The organism is Pseudonocardia ammonioxydans, assembly GCF_900115005.1.
Lineage (GTDB): Bacteria > Actinomycetota > Actinomycetes > Mycobacteriales > Pseudonocardiaceae > Pseudonocardia > Pseudonocardia ammonioxydans.
In genome coordinates, this window is record NZ_FOUY01000020.1 from 39,004 (window position 1) to 56,783 (window position 17,780).

19 protein-coding genes are annotated in these 17,780 nt (G+C 71.9%); 3 read left to right on the plus strand and 16 right to left on the minus strand.

The features are described 5' to 3' along the window. The first annotated feature begins 56 nt into the window (after window positions 1-56). From BM093_RS19195 to BM093_RS19205, 3 genes are all read left to right on the plus strand, one after another. On the plus strand, window positions 57-467 hold the full coding sequence (locus BM093_RS19195) for a cupin domain-containing protein (RefSeq protein WP_245773650.1): 411 nt from the start codon (window positions 57-59) through the stop codon (window positions 465-467). Further along, the gene (locus BM093_RS19200; protein WP_093346031.1) at window positions 464-1,435 is read left to right on the plus strand and encodes an ABC transporter substrate-binding protein; all 972 of its coding nucleotides are present in this window, start codon (window positions 464-466) and stop codon (window positions 1,433-1,435) included. The genes BM093_RS19195 and BM093_RS19200 overlap by 4 nt, the downstream gene beginning before the upstream one ends. A 161-nt stretch (window positions 1,436-1,596) precedes the next feature. Continuing rightward, window positions 1,597-3,507 carry an oxidoreductase gene (locus BM093_RS19205; RefSeq protein ID WP_218162833.1) on the plus strand — a complete coding sequence of 637 codons (1,911 nt, stop codon included), beginning with the start codon at window positions 1,597-1,599 and terminating at the stop codon, window positions 3,505-3,507. A 223-nt stretch (window positions 3,508-3,730) separates the two neighbouring features. Here the strand turns inward: BM093_RS19205 and BM093_RS19215 are convergent, their stop codons facing one another. From BM093_RS19215 to BM093_RS19290, 16 genes are all read right to left on the minus strand, one after another. After that, window positions 3,731-4,843 carry an alcohol dehydrogenase catalytic domain-containing protein gene (locus BM093_RS19215; protein WP_177238579.1) on the minus strand — a complete coding sequence of 371 codons (1,113 nt, stop codon included), beginning with the start codon at window positions 4,841-4,843 and terminating at the stop codon, window positions 3,731-3,733. Between the two features lie 22 nt (window positions 4,844-4,865). Further along, entirely contained in the window at window positions 4,866-6,365 is a 1,500-nt protein-coding gene (locus tag BM093_RS19220; RefSeq protein WP_093346048.1) for a class I adenylate-forming enzyme family protein, read from the minus strand. Continuing rightward, window positions 6,358-6,681, minus strand: coding sequence for an EthD family reductase (locus tag BM093_RS19225; protein ID WP_093346053.1), 324 nt, complete (start codon window positions 6,679-6,681; stop codon window positions 6,358-6,360). Before BM093_RS19225 ends, BM093_RS19220 begins: the two co-directional genes overlap by 8 nt. A gap of 36 nt (window positions 6,682-6,717) precedes the next feature. Further along, entirely contained in the window at window positions 6,718-7,092 is a 375-nt protein-coding gene (locus BM093_RS19230) for a hypothetical protein (protein ID WP_093346057.1), read from the minus strand. Then, complete coding sequence (locus BM093_RS19235) at window positions 7,089-7,454, minus strand: hypothetical protein (RefSeq protein ID WP_093346063.1); 366 nt, start codon at window positions 7,452-7,454, stop codon at window positions 7,089-7,091. Before BM093_RS19235 ends, BM093_RS19230 begins: the two co-directional genes overlap by 4 nt. Window positions 7,455-7,567: 113 nt before the next feature. After that, a complete protein-coding gene (locus BM093_RS19240) occupies window positions 7,568-8,206 on the minus strand; it encodes a TetR/AcrR family transcriptional regulator (RefSeq protein ID WP_093346067.1) in 639 nt (212 codons plus the stop codon). 61 nt (window positions 8,207-8,267) lie between these two features. Next, window positions 8,268-9,395, minus strand: coding sequence for an acyl-CoA dehydrogenase family protein (locus tag BM093_RS19245; protein ID WP_093346072.1), 1,128 nt, complete (start codon window positions 9,393-9,395; stop codon window positions 8,268-8,270). Further along, a complete protein-coding gene (locus BM093_RS19250) occupies window positions 9,392-10,699 on the minus strand; it encodes an acyl-CoA dehydrogenase family protein (RefSeq protein ID WP_093346076.1) in 1,308 nt (435 codons plus the stop codon). Before BM093_RS19250 ends, BM093_RS19245 begins: the two co-directional genes overlap by 4 nt. 11 nt (window positions 10,700-10,710) lie before the next feature. Then, window positions 10,711-11,856: a thiolase family protein gene (locus BM093_RS19255; protein ID WP_093346081.1), complete on the minus strand. Its 1,146-nt coding sequence runs from the start codon at window positions 11,854-11,856 to the stop codon at window positions 10,711-10,713. Beyond that, window positions 11,853-12,275, minus strand: a complete 423-nt coding sequence (locus BM093_RS19260) for a Zn-ribbon domain-containing OB-fold protein (RefSeq protein ID WP_093346084.1) — start codon at window positions 12,273-12,275, stop codon at window positions 11,853-11,855. The genes BM093_RS19255 and BM093_RS19260 overlap by 4 nt, the downstream gene beginning before the upstream one ends. After that, window positions 12,272-13,069 carry an SDR family NAD(P)-dependent oxidoreductase gene (locus tag BM093_RS19265; protein ID WP_093346089.1) on the minus strand — a complete coding sequence of 266 codons (798 nt, stop codon included), beginning with the start codon at window positions 13,067-13,069 and terminating at the stop codon, window positions 12,272-12,274. The genes BM093_RS19260 and BM093_RS19265 overlap by 4 nt, the downstream gene beginning before the upstream one ends. Beyond that, complete coding sequence (locus BM093_RS19270) at window positions 13,066-14,304, minus strand: acyl-CoA dehydrogenase family protein (protein ID WP_093346473.1); 1,239 nt, start codon at window positions 14,302-14,304, stop codon at window positions 13,066-13,068. Before BM093_RS19270 ends, BM093_RS19265 begins: the two co-directional genes overlap by 4 nt. After that, a complete protein-coding gene (locus BM093_RS19275) occupies window positions 14,301-15,071 on the minus strand; it encodes an SDR family NAD(P)-dependent oxidoreductase (protein WP_177238580.1) in 771 nt (256 codons plus the stop codon). The genes BM093_RS19270 and BM093_RS19275 overlap by 4 nt, the downstream gene beginning before the upstream one ends. Then, window positions 15,068-16,090 (minus strand): phosphotransferase family protein, encoded by a 1,023-nt coding sequence (locus BM093_RS19280; protein ID WP_093346093.1) that lies wholly within the window; start codon window positions 16,088-16,090, stop codon window positions 15,068-15,070. The genes BM093_RS19275 and BM093_RS19280 overlap by 4 nt, the downstream gene beginning before the upstream one ends. 89 nt (window positions 16,091-16,179) lie before the next feature. Beyond that, window positions 16,180-16,968, minus strand: a complete 789-nt coding sequence (locus BM093_RS19285) for an enoyl-CoA hydratase/isomerase family protein (protein ID WP_093346098.1) — start codon at window positions 16,966-16,968, stop codon at window positions 16,180-16,182. 72 nt (window positions 16,969-17,040) lie between these two features. Further along, complete coding sequence (locus BM093_RS19290; RefSeq protein WP_093346103.1) at window positions 17,041-17,736, minus strand: nitroreductase family protein; 696 nt, start codon at window positions 17,734-17,736, stop codon at window positions 17,041-17,043. Window positions 17,737-17,780 lie beyond the last annotated feature (44 nt).

Consider the following 17,780-nt stretch of genomic DNA (forward strand, 5'->3'; position numbering starts at 1 on the left):
ACACCTTCCATCCGGACCTCCCGGCCGGCCCGGCCGGACCCGCCGCGCACGCCCGCGTGCACCTGATCCGCGGTGCCGAGCTGTCCGGCGACACCGCGCAGACCTCCGGCATGTCCCGGCGCGAGGCCGTCAGCGGCCGCACCGTCGGCTCGCACAAGCTCTGGACCGGCGAGACGCACGTCGCCCCGGCCACGAACTCCGGCGACCACCACCACGGCGAGGCCGAGACCTCGATCTACGTGGTCAGCGGACGGCCGCGGTTCGTCTTCCACGACGGCGACGGCGAGGTCGTGCTGCAGACCGAGCCCGGCGACTACGTGTTCGTGCCGCCCTACGTCCCGCACCGCGAGGAGAACCCGGACCCCGACAACCCGGCGGTCGTCGTGATCTCCCGCAGCACCCAGGAGGGCATCGTCGTGAACCTGCCCTCGCTCACCCCGCTCACCGATCCGGAGCCCACCCCGTGACCCGCCTGCTGCTGCCCCTGCTCGCCGCGCTCACCCTCCTGCTGGCCGGCTGCTCGGGTGGTTCGTCCTCCGACGGCCCGGTCGACCTGTCGCAGGTGACGCTGCGGGTCGGCGACCAGGCCGGGATCCAGCAGGCGCTCGTCGAGGCCTCCGGCGTGCTCGAGGGCGCCCCGTACACCGTCGACTGGGCGCAGTTCCCGGCCGCCGCGCCGGTGCTGGAGGCGCTGCGCGGTGAGGCGATCGACGCCGGCATCGCCGGGGACGCGCCCACGCTGACCGCGCTGTCGTCCACCGACCGGATCAGGATCGTCACCGCGACCCGGTCGCCGAGCCAGGGCGGTCTGGCCCTGCTCGTCGGCAAGGACTCCCCGATCCGCTCGGTCGCCGACCTGCGCGGGAAGACCGTCTCCCCGACCACCCAGGGCAGCATCGGCCACTACCTGCTGCTGCGCTCGCTGGAGGAGGCAGGCGTACCCGCGGACCAGGTGAACATCTCGTTCCTGCAGCCGGTCGACGCGGCCGCCGCGATGAACTCCGGCGCGATCGACGCCTGGTCCACCTGGGACCCCTACACCGCGGTCGCCGAGCAGGAGTCCGGCGCCCGGATCCTGCGCGACGCGACCGACCTCGGCACCGGCCTGACCTTCCTCAACGCCAACACCGCCGCCCTCGACGACGCCGGCACCCGCGCCGCGCTCGCCGACTTCACCGAGCGCTACGCCCGGGCACTGCAGTGGGCCCGGGACAACCCGCAGGAGAACGCGGCGATCTACGCGAAGCTGACCGACCGCCCCGCCGCCGTCGCCGACCTGATGGCCGACCGGGCCCAGCGAGCGGCCAAGCCGCTGTCGCCGGAGCTGACCGCCGAGCTGCAGGAGGTCGCCGACCGCTACGTCGGCTACGGCGTGCTGCGCAGCCCGGTCGACGTCGCTGCGGCCATCGAGGACCTCGGCGCCCCGGCGCCCTGACGGACTTCCGTCCCACCGTGCCGGGCCGTATGTCCACCTCCTACCGGTACCGGACGGTGCGGCGGAGCCCCTCGACAACCTGCACGAGCATTGGCGAACTGAATTCACTTTGGTGGCTTCGTCCCATGACGGCGGCATCGACGCACCCGGCAGCAGCTCCCATGACGATCGGGGGCCTCACCCTGCGGAACCGGCTCGTGGTGTCCGCCCACGGCCTGGCCACGGTCACCGACGGCGCCCCGAACGCCCACGACGAGGCGTACTGGCGGCGCCTCGCCGCGGGAGGTGCGGCACTCATCGTCGCGGGAGGCACACAGGTCTCACCGGAGTCGATGCCGAGGAACCGCATCCTGACCGAGGCGTTCAACGAACGTGCGGCTCCCGGGCTCGCCGCCCGGGCCGCGGCCATGCGGTCCGGTGGCGCTGCCGCAGGAATTCAGCTGGGCCACCTGGGGCGCGAGACACTCGGTGCCGGAACCTTCCTCCCGTTCGTGGCCCCGAGCCCGATCACCGGCCCGCGCGAACCCGCACCGGCCCGACCACTGGGCATCGACGAGATCACGGTGATCGCGGAGGACTTCCGCCTCAGCAGCCGCCGTTGCGCCGACGCCGGCTTCGAGGTCGTCGAGATCCACGCGGCCCACGGGTACCTGCTGGCCCAGTTCCTGTCGCGCTCGGCGAACGCCCGGCGGGACCGTTACGGCGGTGCACCGGCCAACCGGGCGCGCGCGTTGAGTCAGGTCGTGCAGGCCGTTCGCGCCGGTGCAGGTGAGGACGTCGTCGTCGGTGTCCGGGTCTCGGTCGAAGGCGACGGCCCGGCGCATCTGCGACTGGAGGAACTCGCGGAGCTGCTGACCCACGTACAGGCCGAAGCACCCTTCGACTACCTGAACCTGACGTGGGGTGATCGCGGCCGCTACGTGCCGGACATGGCCACCACCCACCCGCCGCTGCTGGGACGCACACACGAGCTGCGGGACACGCTGGACGTGCCGCTGCTGCTCTGCGCCGCGTTCCGACGGCCGGCCGACATCGCCGAGGCACTGGAGTCGGGCGCGGCCGATCTCGTCGGGTCGGCACGCGCCCACATCGCCGACCCCGACTTCGCCACCAAGGTCCTCGACGGCCGTTCCGACGACATCCGGCCGTGCGTCGCCTGCCTGCAGGACTGCCGCAGCTATGAACCGACCGGTCTGTGCGCGGTCAACCCCGACCTGGCACCCGCGGGCTCGCCGCGGAAGCCGGCGTTGCCCTGGCGACCGAACGGGCACCGGCCGCAGGGCTCACGCGTCGTGGTCGTCGGCGCCGGGCCCGCGGGGCTGGAGTTCGCGGTGACCGCGGCGGCCCGGTCCGGGATCGAGGTCACGGTGCTGGAGCAGTCGGACCGGATCGGGGGCCAGCTGCGCATCGCCGCGAGCGCACCGCACCGTGCCGGATGGTCCGACCTGCTGGGCTACTACCAGCGCCGCCTCGAAGCCCTCGGAGTCGATGTCCGGCTCGGCACCGAGGCGACAGAGGACGACCTGGCCGGCGCAGACGAGATCGTGTGGGCGACCGGAGCGCGGGAGAACCCGCCGTCGCTGGACGGCGCCGTCACCGCCGAGGCGTTCCTCCGCAACCCGTCGGAGCTCCTGGCCGGCGCGGACAGCGTGGCGGTCTGCGACGACGGGTTCGGCAGCTGGCCGGGGATCGGTGCAGTCGAGGCGGCCCTCGCGGCGGGGCTACCGGTCACGCTCGTCACCCCCGGCACCGGGTTCGCCGGCGGCATCCCGGCGGAGTCCCGGACCCAGTTGCTCGAACGGTTGACCCGCCGGCCACTCGAGGTGCGGCCGCTGACCGGGCCGGACCGGTGGTCGGACGGCGTGCTGCACGTGCGCACCGTGCTCGACGGAACCGCGCACGCGGTACCGGCCGACGTGGTCGTGCAGGTCGGCACCCGGCATCCGAATGAGGTGCCGTTCCCGGGCCGGACCGCGACGTGGATCGGGGACTCCGTCGCGCCGCGGGGAGTGAGCCACGCGATCGCCGAGGGCCGGGCCGCTGCCGAGGAGCTGGCAGCGCCCATCGGCTAGATGTGTGGTTCGGAGAGGTGGGTGACGCGGTCGGCGGGTACGCGGCCTCGGATCTCGGTGTGGGGTCGGTGGAGGTTGTACCAGTCGAGCCGATCCCCGATTGCGACCTGCCGTTCGGTCTCGGGCTGATAGCTCCGGCCCAGCAGGTGGTGATGGGCGACCTGACAGTGCTCCGCGGCGCGACGCAGGTCCGGCCGTCGTCGACGACGCACCGGGCCGGGCGTTACGGGAGCACGACCCCGCGCACGTTCTGCCCGGCGGCCTGGTCCGCGAAGCCGTCCTGAATCCGGTCCAGCGGGTAGCGGGCGGTGACCAGGCGGTCGAGCGGGATGCGGCCTCGCTGATACAGGTCGAGCAGCGTGCGCAGGCCTTCCCGCGGCGACCACGATCCGGCCAGGCAGCCGACCAGCTGCTTCTCGTAGGACTGCATGTCGCGCAGGCTCATCCGGACCTCGTGCTCGGCGTCTCCGTGCACGTTGACCACGACCGCACGTCCCTGTTTCCCCAGCAGTGCCATGGCGTCGGCCGTGGCGGAGCTGTCGCCGGTGCCCATACAGAGCACGACCTGATCCGCCAGCCGCCCCCGCGTCTCGTCGCGCAGCACCGGCAGGAGCTCGGCCATCGACGCCGCCGTTCCGTCGGCACCGAGGTCGGTCGCGGCCGCACGTTTGCCCGGGACGGGGTCGACCGCCCACACCTGGGCGGCCCCGGCGTACCGGGCGCCGAGCAGGGCCATCGCTCCGATCCCGCCCATCCCCACGATCACGGCCGTGTCTCCTGTCCGGATAGCGGCCGTGTTGACCGCGGCGCCCCATCCGGTCACACCGGCGCAGCCGAGCAGGCAGACCGACTCCATCGGCAGGGAGGGGTCGCACCGCACCACACTGCGCTCGTGCACGACCGTGCGGGTCGCGAAGGAGCCGAGGAAGCAGAACGACCCCAGCTCGGTGCCCCGGGCCCGCCTGCGGGCGGTCCCGTCCGCGATGGCGAGCCCCTGCGGGACCCCCGCGCCCAGCTCGCAGAGGTGCTGCCGGCCGCAGGCGCAGTCCGTGCAGACCCCGCACGCCGGCATGAAGGCGAACACGACGTGGTCGCCCTCCCGGACCAGGGTCACGCCCGGGCCGACCGCCTCGACGACGCCCGCGCCCTCGTGCCCCCCGACCATCGGCCGGCGCAGGCCCGCATATCCGCCCGACGCCAGGTGGGCGTCGCTGTGGCACAGGCCCGCAGCCTCGACGCGTACCAGGACCTCGCCCTGGCCGCGTGGGTCCACGTCGACCGCCTCGACCGACCAGGTGTGTCGATCGGGCCAGACGACGGCGGCTCGTTCCTTCACGGCGTCCTCCTTCGGGGTGCGCTCAGCGCCGGCTCGGCTCGCGATCGACCGCGAGCGAGCGCGCGAGCCGGGTCGCGTCAGGCCGGGACAACTTGCCGACCCGGTTCTGCGGGAGCGCATCGACGACGAACACGTGCTCGGGCCACTTGTTCTTCGCCAGGCCCGCGTCGCGTAGGTGCTCCTGCAGTACCTCCATTCCGAACTCGCGCTGCGGGGTCACGAGCAGCACCGCGACCCGCTCTCCGAGCACGTCGTCCGGGATCGGGACCACGCAGACCTGCTCGATCGCGGGGTGGCGGGCGACGGCGCTCTCGACCTCGTGAATGTCGATGTTGCGGCCGCCCCGGATGATGATGTCCTTTTCCCGGCCGCGCACCGACACCCGGCCCTCGGCGTCGATCGACATGAGGTCGCCCGTCGTGAGGTAGCCGTCGGCCGTCAGGTCCGGGGTCCCGACGGTGCCCGAGCGGGCGTACCCGGCGTACAGCGAGGGCCCCCGGACCTGGGCGCGCCCGGCCGTCCCGGCCGGGACGACGGACCCGGACTCATCGACGACCCGCAGTCGGGTGCCCGGGAAGGGCACACCATCGGTGCCGAGGCGGACGTCCTGCGGGTCGGACGGACGCGACGTCGTGTGGCCGAGGCACTCCGACATCCCGAACACCCGCAGGATCCGCGTTCCCAGCCACTGCTCCGCTCGCGCCAGTGCGCCCCGGTCCATCGGGCCACCGCCGACGGTCATCGCCGTCATCGCCGAGAGCATCCCGGATTCGGGCGCCTGCATGCCCATCTGCAGGGCCATCGTCGGCACGCACATCGTCCACCGGGCACCGTGCTCGGACAGCATCCGGACGGCGTCGGGCGGGCTCCACTTCTCGGCGAGCAGGGCCGGGCCGCCGAGCAACAGCGGAAGGTACAGGCCGAAGCACACGGCGGCGGCGGACGACAGCGGCACGATCGCGCCGATCGGGTCTCCCGGCTGCAGACCGATCGCGTCGATCGTCGAGCGGCAGGCGTACCGCAGGGCTGCTTCGGACTGGACGACGCCCTTGGCCCGGCCGGTCGACCCGGAGGTCAGACCGATGACCACCCCGTCGCCCCACCGGCCCGGGCGGGATCCGGGCCGTCCGGCGAGGACCCAGCCGTCCAGGACCGGCGCCCCGATCGGCCCGACCGCATCGATCGCCCATGCGTTGGCGAGCACCGGGTCCGCGACGACCACGTCCGGGTCGATGTCCTCGCGGGCCGCCGTGAACTCCGGGCCGGTGGCATGCCCGTTCAACAGCGCGAGTGTCCCCCGCACCCGCCCGACCGCCAGCGCACACACGACCGTGCGCCACGTGTTCTCGGCCTGGAGCAGGACGGTCGGGCTGGGGCCACTCGCCTCGGTGAGGGCGTCCGCGAGTTCCGCCGCGGCCGTCATGACCGAGCGCAGGGTGTGCGGGCCGGCGCTGTCGATGGCCACGATCTGCTCGGGGTCGCCCGCGACCCGACGGTCGAGATCGGAAATCAGCTCATGCATGTCGGAACATCTCGCGCTCGTCACCGAGCAGGGCCAGACGCCGCCCACGCATGGAGCCGACGTGGCGCACCGCGGCCTTCCACTCTTCGCTCGCGAGGGCGGCCCGAGCCGCCTTCTCGTCGTCGAAGCTGAGAACCGACAGTCCGTCCCATCCCTCGGAGCGCTCCTCGAGGGCGCTTGTGACAGCGGTGTGCCGCCACGCACGCAGGCCGGGGAGCGGGTAGGTCACTTCGGCGTGCTCACCACGCCACCAGGCGATGAACTCGTCGTGCGTCCATTCCGGAGGCCGGGCGGCGAGCAGGGCGAGGTTGAACATGACGCCTCCTTGCGGCAGTGGTCGGCAGGTCCCGACTCAGAGCTTCTCGATGTCCATTTCCGGCGACCGGCCGATCATCAGTGCCGCCACCCGCCCCTCGGGGTCGAGCCGGGCCGAGGCCACGAACGTCGACTCGAAGACACCGGATCGGCGGGCCTGGCCGAGCACCATCTCGTCGCGACCGACTACGGCCTGCGACAGCACGTGATGGGTCAGTGAGCCCTTCTCCCGCTGGGCGAGGTAGCCCTCCATCTCCGTGCGGCCACCGGCGAAGTCCGTCGCCGCGCCGCCTCCGGTCCCGAACACGATCGAGAACCGGAACCCGGGCGCGATCAGGTCGAGGATCTTCTCCGGTTCGGCCGAGTCCATCGTGGCGAACCAGCGGGTGAGTACCCCGTCCGACGGCGTCATGCGGGCACCCCCGGCAACGGATACATCGTGAAGCTCGGGTGGAAGAAGGCCTGGTACCGGGCGAGCCGCCCGTTCTCCGACACGAGTCCGACGGAGACGAACCCCCCGGTACCCCGGCCGTCGCCCTCAGTAATGACGCCGTAGACCATCTCGAGATCACCGTCGACGGACCGGCGCAGCACATTGTGCCGGCGTCCGACGTCCGGCCGGCCGGAGATGTAGTCGGCCAGATCGTCGTGCCCGGAACCGGCGAGCTCACCGGCCGGCAGCGCCAGCAGGAACTCGATGTCCGGCTCGACCAGCTCGAGTCCACTCAACGGACTCGGCCCGTCGAGGCGGGCCAAGTAGTCGTCGATGACCATACAACCGTCCTCTCCGACGGAGTGACTTGAATTCAGTTCTGCTAATGGACCCTAGATCGTGTCCGACCATCGGGCAAGAGCCGCAGCGGATCACGGAGTGCGTGCCCGACCGGCTACTCCGAGGGGCCGGAAACGACCATGCGGGCGCAGCACCCGCCGATGAACTCGGCGATGGCCGGCAGCTCCGTGGAGCCGTCCGGCCGGTACCACCGCCAGACGCTGACGACGAGACCGAGCAGGCTCCGTGCCATGAGTACCGGGTCGTGCCGTGCGAACTCTCCGCGCTCGATACCCTGCTGTACGAGGTCCGCCCAGTTGCGCTCGATCCGCGCGACGAGCTTGCGGCACGCCTGTCGCTCAGCCTCCTCGCGCTCCGAGGCACGCCGCCCGGACAACAGAGCGATGTTGGCCTGCAGGATGCGGTTCTGCTGAACCTCCTGAGGCGATACCTCGAACGCCGCCCGAACCGCGGCGCGCAGCGCGTCGTGCGTCGCCCCCTCCTCTGCCACCGCCGCCCTGAAGGCATCGTCCGAGTTGCGCAGCCCGAGCCGCATGATGGTCAGCAGACAGTGGGTCTTCGACTCGAAGTAGTGGTAGAGGGCCGGTTGGCCGATACCGACCCGGTCGGCAACCTGCGACCACTTGGTGGCTTCGAAGCCGACTTCCCCGAAACACTCGACGGCCGCCGCCAGGATGGCCGGCCGCTTGGAGCGGGGACCGTCGTCGGCCTCGGTCAGCGCTTCGATGCTCATCCGGGCAACCTTTCGCGAGGCGGTGCCACCAGCGTAGCCAGTGACCCGAACCGGCTTCGGGTCACCTCGCCCGCGCCGGCTCGAGGATGTCGTCGAGCAGGTCCTCGACACCCCCGGGGGCACCCTCGGGCAGCACCCGACTCGAGGCGGCCCGCCGCACGTGCAGATGGGCGGGGTGCTCCCAGGTGAAGCCGATCCCGCCGTGCACCTGGACGTTCTCACCGGCCACCCAGGAGTACGCCTCCCCGCACACGAGCGCGGCGGTGGCCGCGGCCGTCCGCAGCTGATCCCGGTCATCGGCGGCGCACGCGGCGGCCCAGAGCGACGCCGATCGGGCGGCCTCGAGCCGGACCAGCATGTCCGCACAGCGATGCTTGATCGCCTGGAAGGTGCCGATCGGCCGCCCGAACTGGATGCGGTCACCGGCGTGGCGGACCGACATGTCGAGTGCCGCGGCGGTCCCCCCGGTCTGCTCGCACGCCAGCGCCGCCCGGGTGCGGTCCCGTACCCGCTCGAGCACCGCACCCGCCGTGTCCGGCCCGGTGACCAGCCGAGCCGGGCTGTCCCGGAAACCGAGCGTCGCCAGCGGGCGGGTGGGGTCGAGGGTCCGTGCGGGAGCCGCCGTCACCCCGGGTGCGGCGGCCTCGACCGCGAGCACCACCGGCCCGTCCGGCGACGCCGCCGCAACCAGCAGGACGTCCGCGGTGGCCCCGTCGACGACCAGGTTCTTGGTGCCGGTCACCCGCCAGCCGCCGCCCGGTGCCGGCTCCCCGGTGACCGGACCGGCAGTACGGTCGGTGACAGCGGGGGCGTCGAGCAGCGCGACCGCGGCCGTCTCCGCGCCGCCGGCCAGACGGGCGGGCAACTCCTCGTCGCCGGCCTCGGCGAGCAGGCCGAGTGCCATGACCGAGGTCGAGAGCCACGGCAGGCCGGACAGTGAACGGCCCATCTCCTCGGCCACCACCGCGACCTCGCGGAAGCTCGCTCCGGCGCCGCCGAGGTGTTCGGGCAGGTCCAGCGCCGCGGCACCCAGCTCCCCGGCGAACCGCCGCCAGACGCGCCTGCGCGCCGGGACGTCGTCCGGTTGTCCGCGCAGCACGGCGTCGGTGTCCCCGTGGCGGGCGAGGAACTCGCGCACCACCTCCCCCAGCGCCGCGGCGTCCGGGTCGGGCAGCAGGGCGGGGGTCATCGCAGCTCCCCGTCATCGCCGGCCTCGGCGAGGACCTCGGCGAAGCGTTCCCGCGCCTGCGCCTGTCTCGTCGGACGGATGTAGGGCGGGAACAGACCGTCATCGGGTTCGGTACCGCGCAGCAACACCTGAGCCAGGTTGACCTTGTGCACCTCGGTCGCCCCGTCGGCCAGGCCCATGTGGAACGACTCCATGACCCACTTGCCGAAGGGGAGCTCCTTCGAGATGCCGAGCGAGCCGTGGATCTGGATCGCCCGCCCCGCGACGTCGGCGAGTACCCGGGGCATCGCGGCCTTGACCGCGGCGATGTCGGCGCGCACCCGCTTGTAGTCGTTGTACCGGTCGATCCGCCACGCCGTCCGCAGCACCAGCAGCCGGAACTGCTCGATCTGGATCCACGAGTCGGCGATCATCTCCTGGACCAGCTGCTTGTCGGCGAGGCGGGTGCCCTTGCTGGTCCGGGAGACGGCCCGGCGCTTCATCATGTCGAAGGCGGACTGCACCAGCCCGACGGTGCGCATGGCGTGGTGGATCCGACCGCCGCCGAGTCGGGTCTGGGCGACGGCGAACCCGGCGCCCCGCTCGCCGAGCAGGTTCTCGGCCGGTACCCGGACATCGTTGTAGCGCAGGTACTGGTGGGTTCCGACCGGTTCCTCGTGCCCCCACACCGAGACGTCCCGGACCCGCTCGACGCCCGGCGAGTCGGCCGGCACGACGAACATCGACATGGACCGGTGCGGCGGCGCGTCCGGTTCGGTCACCGCCATGACGATGAGGAACTCGGCGAACAGGGCGTGGCTGGAGAACCACTTCTCCCCGTTGATGACCCACTCGTCGCCGTCCCGGTGGGCGGTCGTCCGGAACCCCGTGGGATCCGAGCCGCCGTGCGGCTCGGTCATCGAGAAGCAGGACACGATGTCGCCCGCGACGAGGGGATCGAGGTAGGTGCGGCGCAGGTGCTCGGTGCCGTAGTGCGCGAGGATCTCCGCGTTGCCGGAATCGGGCGCCTGACATCCGAACACGACGGGCCCGGAGTGGGTGCGGCCCAGTTTCTCGTTGAGCAGGGCCAGCCGTAGCTGTCCGTACCCCTTCCCGCCGAGCTCGGGGCCGAGGTGGCAGGCCCACAGATTGTGCTCGCGGACGGTCTGCTGCAACGGCTTGATCAGCGCATTGCGGACCGGGTCCCGCGGGTTCCACGCATGCTCGACGACGTCGTCGACCGGCTCGACCTCCTCCCGGATGAACGTCTCGACCCAGTCGAGCTCCCGTTCGACGTCCTCGTCGGACTCGAAACCCCAAGCCATTTCTCGACTCCTCAGCGTGTGAGCACCGTGCAGGCGGAAATGCCGGGTGCTCCGTAGACGTGGGTGAACCCGACCTGCGGCGCGCCGGGTACCTGGCGCGCACCGGCGTCACCGCGCAGTTGCAGCACGTTCTCGTGCACCTGCCGCAGCCCGGACGCGCCGATGGGTTCCCCGTTGGCCAGGCAGCCGCCGTCGGTGTTGATCGGCAGCCGGCCGTCGATCTCGGTCGCCCCGGCCCGGATCAGGTCCGCCTGCTCGCCGTCGGAGCACAGCCCGGTCTCGGCCATGTGCATGAGTTCGGCACCGGACTCGGTGTCCTGCACCTGCGCGAGATCGACGTCGGACGGTGCGACGCCCGCGGCCTCGAACACCGCGCGGGAGGCCTCGACGGTCGGTGACGCGGCACGATCGAGCGCCACCCAGGGCGAGAACACCTCGAACGAGCCGTAGCGTCGGCTGCGGAACGCGGCGCCGCGCAGGAACACGGGGCGGTCGGTGTAGGTCCGGGCGAGGTCGTCGCGGCACAGGACCAGCGCGACCGCCCCCTCCCCCGGCGAGCAGTACATGTACTGGGTCAGCGGGTGGGAGATCATCGGTGCCGCGGCGATCTCCTCGGCACCGAGCGCCGTCCTCCGCCAGGCCATCGGGTTGCGAGCGCCGTTGCGGAACGCCTTCTCCGCGATGGTGGCGAGCACGGCCGGGTCGATGTCGTGCTCGTGCAGGTAGCGCTGGATCTTCATACCGAAGAACTGTGTGGTGACCATCAACCCGGTCTCGCCGTACCAGGACCCGATCCCGTGATCTGCGGGGTCGGTGTCGAACGCCCCGCGGGGGTGCTTGTCGAAACCGATCACGATGCCGACGTCGTGCGCCCCCGACGCGATCGCCGCCTGCGCGGAGATCAGCGCCGAGCCGCCGGTGGCGCACCCGTTGGCGACGTTGATGAACGGCAACCCGGTCAGGCCGAGCTCGGAGACCAACGTGTCGGCATCACCCGCGGAGTGCGAGCCGCCGAAGCCGAACTGCATGTCCTGGAACGTCAGGCCGGCGTCGGCGAGCGCGGCGCGTGCGGCGTGCACAGCCTGCGCACGGCCGGACACACCTTCGGTGCGGCCGAACCGGTGCATCCCGGCCCCGACGATCGCGACGCCGGTCATCGGTCCGCTCCGGTGACCGGTGCGAACGCGAAGGTGCGGGTCGGTCCGCCGCCACCGTCGTCGTCGCGGAAGGAGCGGATCACGAGTTCCATCGGCAGTCCGATCCGCAGCCGGTCGGGGTCGGACTCGGTGAGCCTGGACTCGACCAGCAACTGGTCGGCGAGCTCGACGTAGCCGACCCCGTAGGGCTCGTGGGTCTCGGTGCCGGTGTAGGGCGGCTTGGGACGGAACCCCTGCACCGTCCACGTCCACAGCCTCCCGGTACGGGCGAGCGGAACGTCCTCCATCGCGGAGCCGGTGCAGCGCGGGCACCCGGCCTGGCGGGGGAACGTGTGGGCCGAGCAGTTCGTGCACCGGCTCCCGAGCAGGGCCGGCCCCTCCGGGGTCTCGGTGAGCAGCGAGTCGTCGACGAACGTCACGGCGCGGCCAGCCGTCCACCGTCGACGGCCAGCAGGCTGCCCGTCGTGTACCCGGCCGTGGGTCCGCACAGGTACAGCGCGGCACCCACGATCTCCTCGGGCTCACCGACGCGGCGCGACGGCCAGCTCTGCGCCATCTCGTCGACCGCGTCCATGTCCCAGGCCTTGCTGATGTCGGTCCGGAACGGCCCGGCGACGATGGTGTTGACCCGCACCGTCGGGCCGTACTCCTGGGCGAAACCCGCGGTGAGCGTGTTGAGGGCCGATTTGGCGGCCGCGTACGGGAGGTCCGCTGCGGTCGGCCTGCCGGACGCCATCGACGAGACGTTCAGCATCACTCCCCCGCCCCGCTCGGCCATCCGCCGTCCGGCCACCGCCATCATGCGGAACGGCCCCTTGAGGTTCACCGCGAGGACCTTGTCGAACAGCTCCTCGCCGACCTCGTCCAGGCTGGGATAGACAGGGGCGATTCCGGCATTGTTGACCACGACGTCGACCGGCCCGAGCCCGTCCTCCACCTCGTCGAGCAGCCCATCGAGCTGCCCCCACTCGCCGACGTGCGCGCCGTGTCCGGTGACGCGCTGCCCGGTAGCGGCGGCCAGCTCGGCGGCGAGTTCGACGCACGCGTCCTTCTTCCGGGAGACGATGGCGACATCGGCGCCGGCGGCGGCGAACGCGATCGCGATCTCTCGGCCCAGCCCGCGCGACCCGCCGGTGACCAGCGCGGTACGGCCGGCCATCGGTGAGTCGGCCGAGCGGGTCGCCGCCACGGCTTCGGTCACGGTTCTACTCATCGGGGGATGTCCTTCCAGGGCACGCCTCGGTCGGCGCGCGGTTCCACGGGGAGGCCGAGCAGGCGCTCGGCAATGATCGTGCGCTGGACCTCGTCCGAGCCGCCGGCGATCCGGTAGCCGGGGGCGCCGAGCACGTGCTCGGTCCAGTGGTACGTGCCGTCTCCGGCATCGGCCACGAGGCGGGGACCCAGGATCCGCGCCGCCGTCTCGGAGACCAGGGCGAGCCGCTGTGCCCAGACGAGCTTGCGCAGCGACCCGAGCGCACCCGGCTCGTTCCCGGCGAGCCGGGCCTCCCGGTCACGCTGTGCGGACAGCTCCGCGATCTTCTCGGCGACCCACACCTCGCCGAGCAGCCGCCGGGCCTCCGGGTCGTCGGTACGCCCGAGCTTGCGGGCGTCGCGCAGCAGGTCGGCGAACCCACCACCCAGATCGGCGTTCGCGCCGGAGTGGCCGCGTTCGAAGCCGAGCGTCGCGAGCGTGACGCCCCAACCCGCGCCGTCCTCGCCAAGGCGCAGCGCATCCGGGATGCGGACGTCGTCGAGGAAGACCTCGCAGAACGAGGTCCCGCCGGACATCTGCCGCAACGGCCGCACCTCGACGCCAGGGGTGTCCATCGGCAGCAGGAACGCCGTGAGCCCCTTGTGTTTCGGCGCGTCGGGGTCGGTGCGGCAGATCAGCTCGCCCCAGCCGGCGAACTGGGCCCCCGAGCTCCACACCTTCTGCCCGTTGACCACCCAGGTGTCACCGTCACGGACCGCACGGGTCGAGAGACCCGCGAGGTCCGATCCGGCCGAGGGCTCGGAGAACAGCTGGCAGGCGAGCTGGTCCCCGCGCAGCAACGGACGCACGAGCCGGTCACGCTGCTCCGGTGTGCCGAACCTCTGCACCGTCGGCGCGATCAGCGCGGTGCTCACCGAGGTGAGTTCGTGCTGGCCGGGGGCCTCGAACTCCCGCTCGGCGTCGGCGAAGACCTCCTCGTGCAGGCCGGTCAGCCCGGCCCCACCGTCCTCGACAGGCCAGGTCAGGGCGCCGTAACCGGCGTCGAACTTGATTCGGAGCCAGTCCTGGATACGCGCGATGAGCGCCTGCTCGTCGGCGAAGGGCAGGTCATGGAAGACCGACACCGGACGCCGGTCGTCGTCGCGGCGCGCAGGCAGCCGGTCGGCGAGCCAGGCTCGCGCCGTCCGGCCGAACTCGGCGAGCTCCTCCGCACCCACCGCAGTGGTCGTGCTCATCGGGCTGTCCACCCCCCGTCCACGGCCAGGACCTGCCCGGTGACATAGGAGCTCGCCGGGGAAGCCAGGAACAGCAGCGCGGTGTCGAGCTCGGCAGGATTCCCGGGCCGTCGAAGCATGGTGTTCCTCTCGATCCAGCGGACCGAACGCTCGTCGGCGAACAGACCCTCGTTCATCTCCGTCCGGAACCACCCCGGCGCGAGTGCGTTCACCCGGACCCCCGCCCCACCCCAGTGGCCGGCCAGCTCGCGCGTGAGCCCGGTCAGTCCGGCCTTCGACGACGCGTAGCTCGCACCGCCGAGCGGCGCCGCGGACACCAGGCCGAGCACCGAGCTGATGTTGACGACGGACAGCCCGTCCGAACCCGGGTACCGCGCGGCGAGCTGGGACAGGTGGAACGGGGCGACGAGGTTGGTGTCCAGCACCCGGCCGAATGCAGCCGGGGTCTCCTCCGCGGGCTTCGCGCCGCTGTCGACACCCGCGTTGTTCACGAGGACGTCGATCGCGCCGGAGCCCGCTGCCCGTGCCGCGTCGATCAGTGCCACGCGGTCGGTCTCGTCGGAGACGTCGGCCACCACCGGATGCAACCGGTCGTCGTCCGCGGTGATCTCGGTCAGCTTCGCGGCACGGCGCGCCGCGACGACAACCGTCGCCCCCGCCGCGGCGAGGACGCCGGCGAAACGCACGCCCAGTCCGGAGGACGCGCCGGTGACGACCGCGGTCCGCCCGGTCAGGTCGAACAGCTCGGCCGGGGCGTGTGCCGTCACGCCGGCGCGCCGTCGAGCACCGACCCCGCCGACCGGATGAGGGCGAGGATCGTCGGGGGCAGCTGCTCCTGCACCGGGTCGTGGTGCCTGCCCTCGCGGTGTCGGCGCAGGTTGTGCCCCATGATCGCCGCCATCTTCAGCCGCCCCAGCGCCCGGAACCACGGGACGGCCTCCCCGGTGCCACCGTCGGTCCCACGAGCCTCCCGGTATACCTGCGCGAGCTCGTCCTCGTCGGGCAACCCGGACACGGCGCTCCCGACCCCGGGAAACACGGCACCGTCGGTGAAGACGCCGAACCAGCCCAGATCGACCCGGGGATCACCCAGCCCCCAGATCTCCCAGTCGATCAGTGCGGTCGGCCGGGCACCGTCGCAGAGCAGGTTGCCCAGGCGGAAGTCGCCGTGCACGAGGACGGGCTCCACGGGCGCGGGAACCGTCGCGGCGAGACATTCGAGAAGCTCCGCTGCGCCCGGCCGCAGGTCGGCCGGCACCGCCTCCATGGTCCGGGTCCACTGTTCCAGCTCGTCGGCCGGACCGGACACCTCCGGCGGCGTCCCGCCGGCCGCGGCGATCCCGTCGGTGGCCACGTCGAGCGCGACCGCGTGCAGGGCACCGAGCACGCGGGCCGCCGCCAGCATCCGCGTCCGGGACAGCACGCCGTCGGGTCCGGGAGCAGGCTCGAGGACCGGCTCGAGGGCCTCACCAGGCGCGAACTCCATCGCGAACCACCCGGGTGGCTCCGCATCGCTCGCCACCACGGCCGGGACGGGAACGCCGGTGCCCGCCAGCGTCGACAACACGTACGACTGCCGAAGGACATCGTTGCGCCCCACCGGCTCGCGGCCCGGCGGCACCGCCTTGACCACGAGCGGATGCCCGTCGACGTCGATCCGGTAGGTCAGGCCCGAGCGGCCGCCCTCCAGCACCGTGAGAGGCCCCGAGGCGTCCGCTCCCAGCTCGGCGCGCACTCGTGCGGCGAGCTGCGGATCAGCGTCCGGGGGGACGTCGGTCCTGGGCATGTCTGTTCTCCTCGACGAGATCGGGGCCGCGTGGGTGGAGCCGACGGTTCGGGCGGCACACCGAACCGTCGGCGTCAGGCGGTCGGGTCTCAGCGACCCGTCCACTTGGGCTCGCGCTTCTCGAGGAAGGCGGCGACCCCTTCGGCGGCGTCGTCGGAGTTCAACGTGACCCCGACGGCCATGTGTTCGAGCACCATCAGCGAGGCGATGTCGGCGTCGAGGCCCCGGTCGACCGCCATCTTGGTCAGCTTCATCTGGAACGGGCTCTTGTCGGTGAGGTGGCCGATGAACTCCTCGACCGTCGCGTCCAGCTTGTCGGCCGGTGCGCTGGCATTGACCAGATCGAACGCGTCGGCCTCAGCACCGCTCAGCAGCTTCCCGGTCAGCATCAGCTCCTTGGTCTTGCGGATACCGAGCATGCGCGGGAGGCGGTAGATCGGTCCGGCGCCGCCGAACAGCGCACGACGGATGTGGAAGTCACCGATCTGCGCGGTCTCGTCGGCGATGGCGAAGTCACACGAGATCATGACCTCGAACCCACCGGCGGTGACGTAGCCCTCCAGCACCGCGACCGACGGCGTCGACATGTTGTACAGCCGGTCGCACACCTTCGCCGACACCACCGCGACGTCCATCGCCGTGCTGGTGCCGATGTAGTCGGACTGCAGGTTGTCCAGGTCGAACCCGGAGGAGAAGGTGTTGCCCCGGCCGCGCACGACCGTGACCCGCAACTCCGGATCCGCGTCGATCTCGGTGATGATCTCGTCGAGTCGATGCAGCATCGCGACCGTGATGCAGTTCCGCTTCTGCGGGCGGTTCAGCCAGATCCGGGCGACGTGACCGTCCCGCTCGAACTGGATGTCGTCCTCGACTGCCATGCGTCCTCCAGAAATTGAATTGAACTCAGTTAAGCTTGCGAGAGTGGGCTGATCCTGTCAAGCCCCACGCGCTCACGAGGGGCGCAGCACGCCCTTCAGCGGCTCCGGCCCCGCCCGCGTCGCGTCCCAGCCGTCCCAGTGCACGACCTCGTCGACCGACGGCCTGCCCGCTCGGCGGAAATCCGTGCCCACGGTCCATGCCAGCGGAGTGAGACAGACCTGCTGCACCCGGTCGTAGGGGATGTCGAGCAGCTCGGCGGCCTCGCGTTCACGGGCGAGATGCATCGTGGTCCAACAGGTCCCCAGCCCGCGGGCACGTGCGGCCAGCATGAAGCTCCAGATCGCCGGCAGCACCCCGCCGAGGAGCGAAGAGCTCGTCATCGCCGGAACCCCGTCCAGGCGGACCCCGTCCAGACAGCCGACCACGAGTGTGCCGACCTCGTGCAGCGCCCGATCGAGGGCGTCCGCGGACCGCGCGGTCCGCTGCTGCCGGCGCGCCGCGGCCGGATCCGATGTGGGCACCCGCCCGATGTAGCCCGGCGAGTCGCGGTAGCTGTGGCGGTAGACGTCGGAGTAGAGGTCCGCCAGCCCCTTCCGGAGCGTCGGATCCCGGACGACGACGAATCGCGTCCGGGTGACCGCCGAACCGGCAGGCGCTTGGAGTGCGAGATCGACGCAGTCCCGGACGAGCTCGACAGGCACCTCGCGACTGGGGTCGAGCCGCCGCCGGACGGCTCGCGTCGTGGACAGGGCCTCGTCGATGTGCATAATCTGAACCAATATCAATTCAGGTTGGATGTCAAGACAGTCGC

What these genes read in the sequence shown, in the direction of transcription:
- BM093_RS19205 (WP_218162833.1), top strand. Translation starts at nt 1,597, where the DNA reads ATGACGATCGGGGGCCTCACCCTGCGGAACCGGCTCGTGGTGTCCGCC.
- BM093_RS19220 (WP_093346048.1), bottom strand. Translation starts at nt 6,365, where the DNA reads ATGCATGAGCTGATTTCCGATCTCGACCGTCGGGTCGCGGGCGACCCC.
- BM093_RS19225 (WP_093346053.1), bottom strand. Translation starts at nt 6,681, where the DNA reads ATGTTCAACCTCGCCCTGCTCGCCGCCCGGCCTCCGGAATGGACGCAC.
- BM093_RS19230 (WP_093346057.1), bottom strand. Translation starts at nt 7,092, where the DNA reads ATGACGCCGTCGGACGGGGTACTCACCCGCTGGTTCGCCACGATGGAC.
- BM093_RS19235 (WP_093346063.1), bottom strand. Translation starts at nt 7,454, where the DNA reads ATGGTCATCGACGACTACTTGGCCCGCCTCGACGGGCCGAGTCCGTTG.
- BM093_RS19240 (WP_093346067.1), bottom strand. Translation starts at nt 8,206, where the DNA reads ATGAGCATCGAAGCGCTGACCGAGGCCGACGACGGTCCCCGCTCCAAG.
- BM093_RS19245 (WP_093346072.1), bottom strand. Translation starts at nt 9,395, where the DNA reads ATGACCCCCGCCCTGCTGCCCGACCCGGACGCCGCGGCGCTGGGGGAG.
- BM093_RS19250 (WP_093346076.1), bottom strand. Translation starts at nt 10,699, where the DNA reads ATGGCTTGGGGTTTCGAGTCCGACGAGGACGTCGAACGGGAGCTCGAC.
- BM093_RS19255 (WP_093346081.1), bottom strand. Translation starts at nt 11,856, where the DNA reads ATGACCGGCGTCGCGATCGTCGGGGCCGGGATGCACCGGTTCGGCCGC.
- BM093_RS19265 (WP_093346089.1), bottom strand. Translation starts at nt 13,069, where the DNA reads ATGAGTAGAACCGTGACCGAAGCCGTGGCGGCGACCCGCTCGGCCGAC.
- BM093_RS19270 (WP_093346473.1), bottom strand. Translation starts at nt 14,304, where the DNA reads ATGAGCACGACCACTGCGGTGGGTGCGGAGGAGCTCGCCGAGTTCGGC.
- BM093_RS19280 (WP_093346093.1), bottom strand. Translation starts at nt 16,090, where the DNA reads ATGCCCAGGACCGACGTCCCCCCGGACGCTGATCCGCAGCTCGCCGCA.
- BM093_RS19285 (WP_093346098.1), bottom strand. Translation starts at nt 16,968, where the DNA reads ATGGCAGTCGAGGACGACATCCAGTTCGAGCGGGACGGTCACGTCGCC.
- BM093_RS19290 (WP_093346103.1), bottom strand. Translation starts at nt 17,736, where the DNA reads ATGCACATCGACGAGGCCCTGTCCACGACGCGAGCCGTCCGGCGGCGG.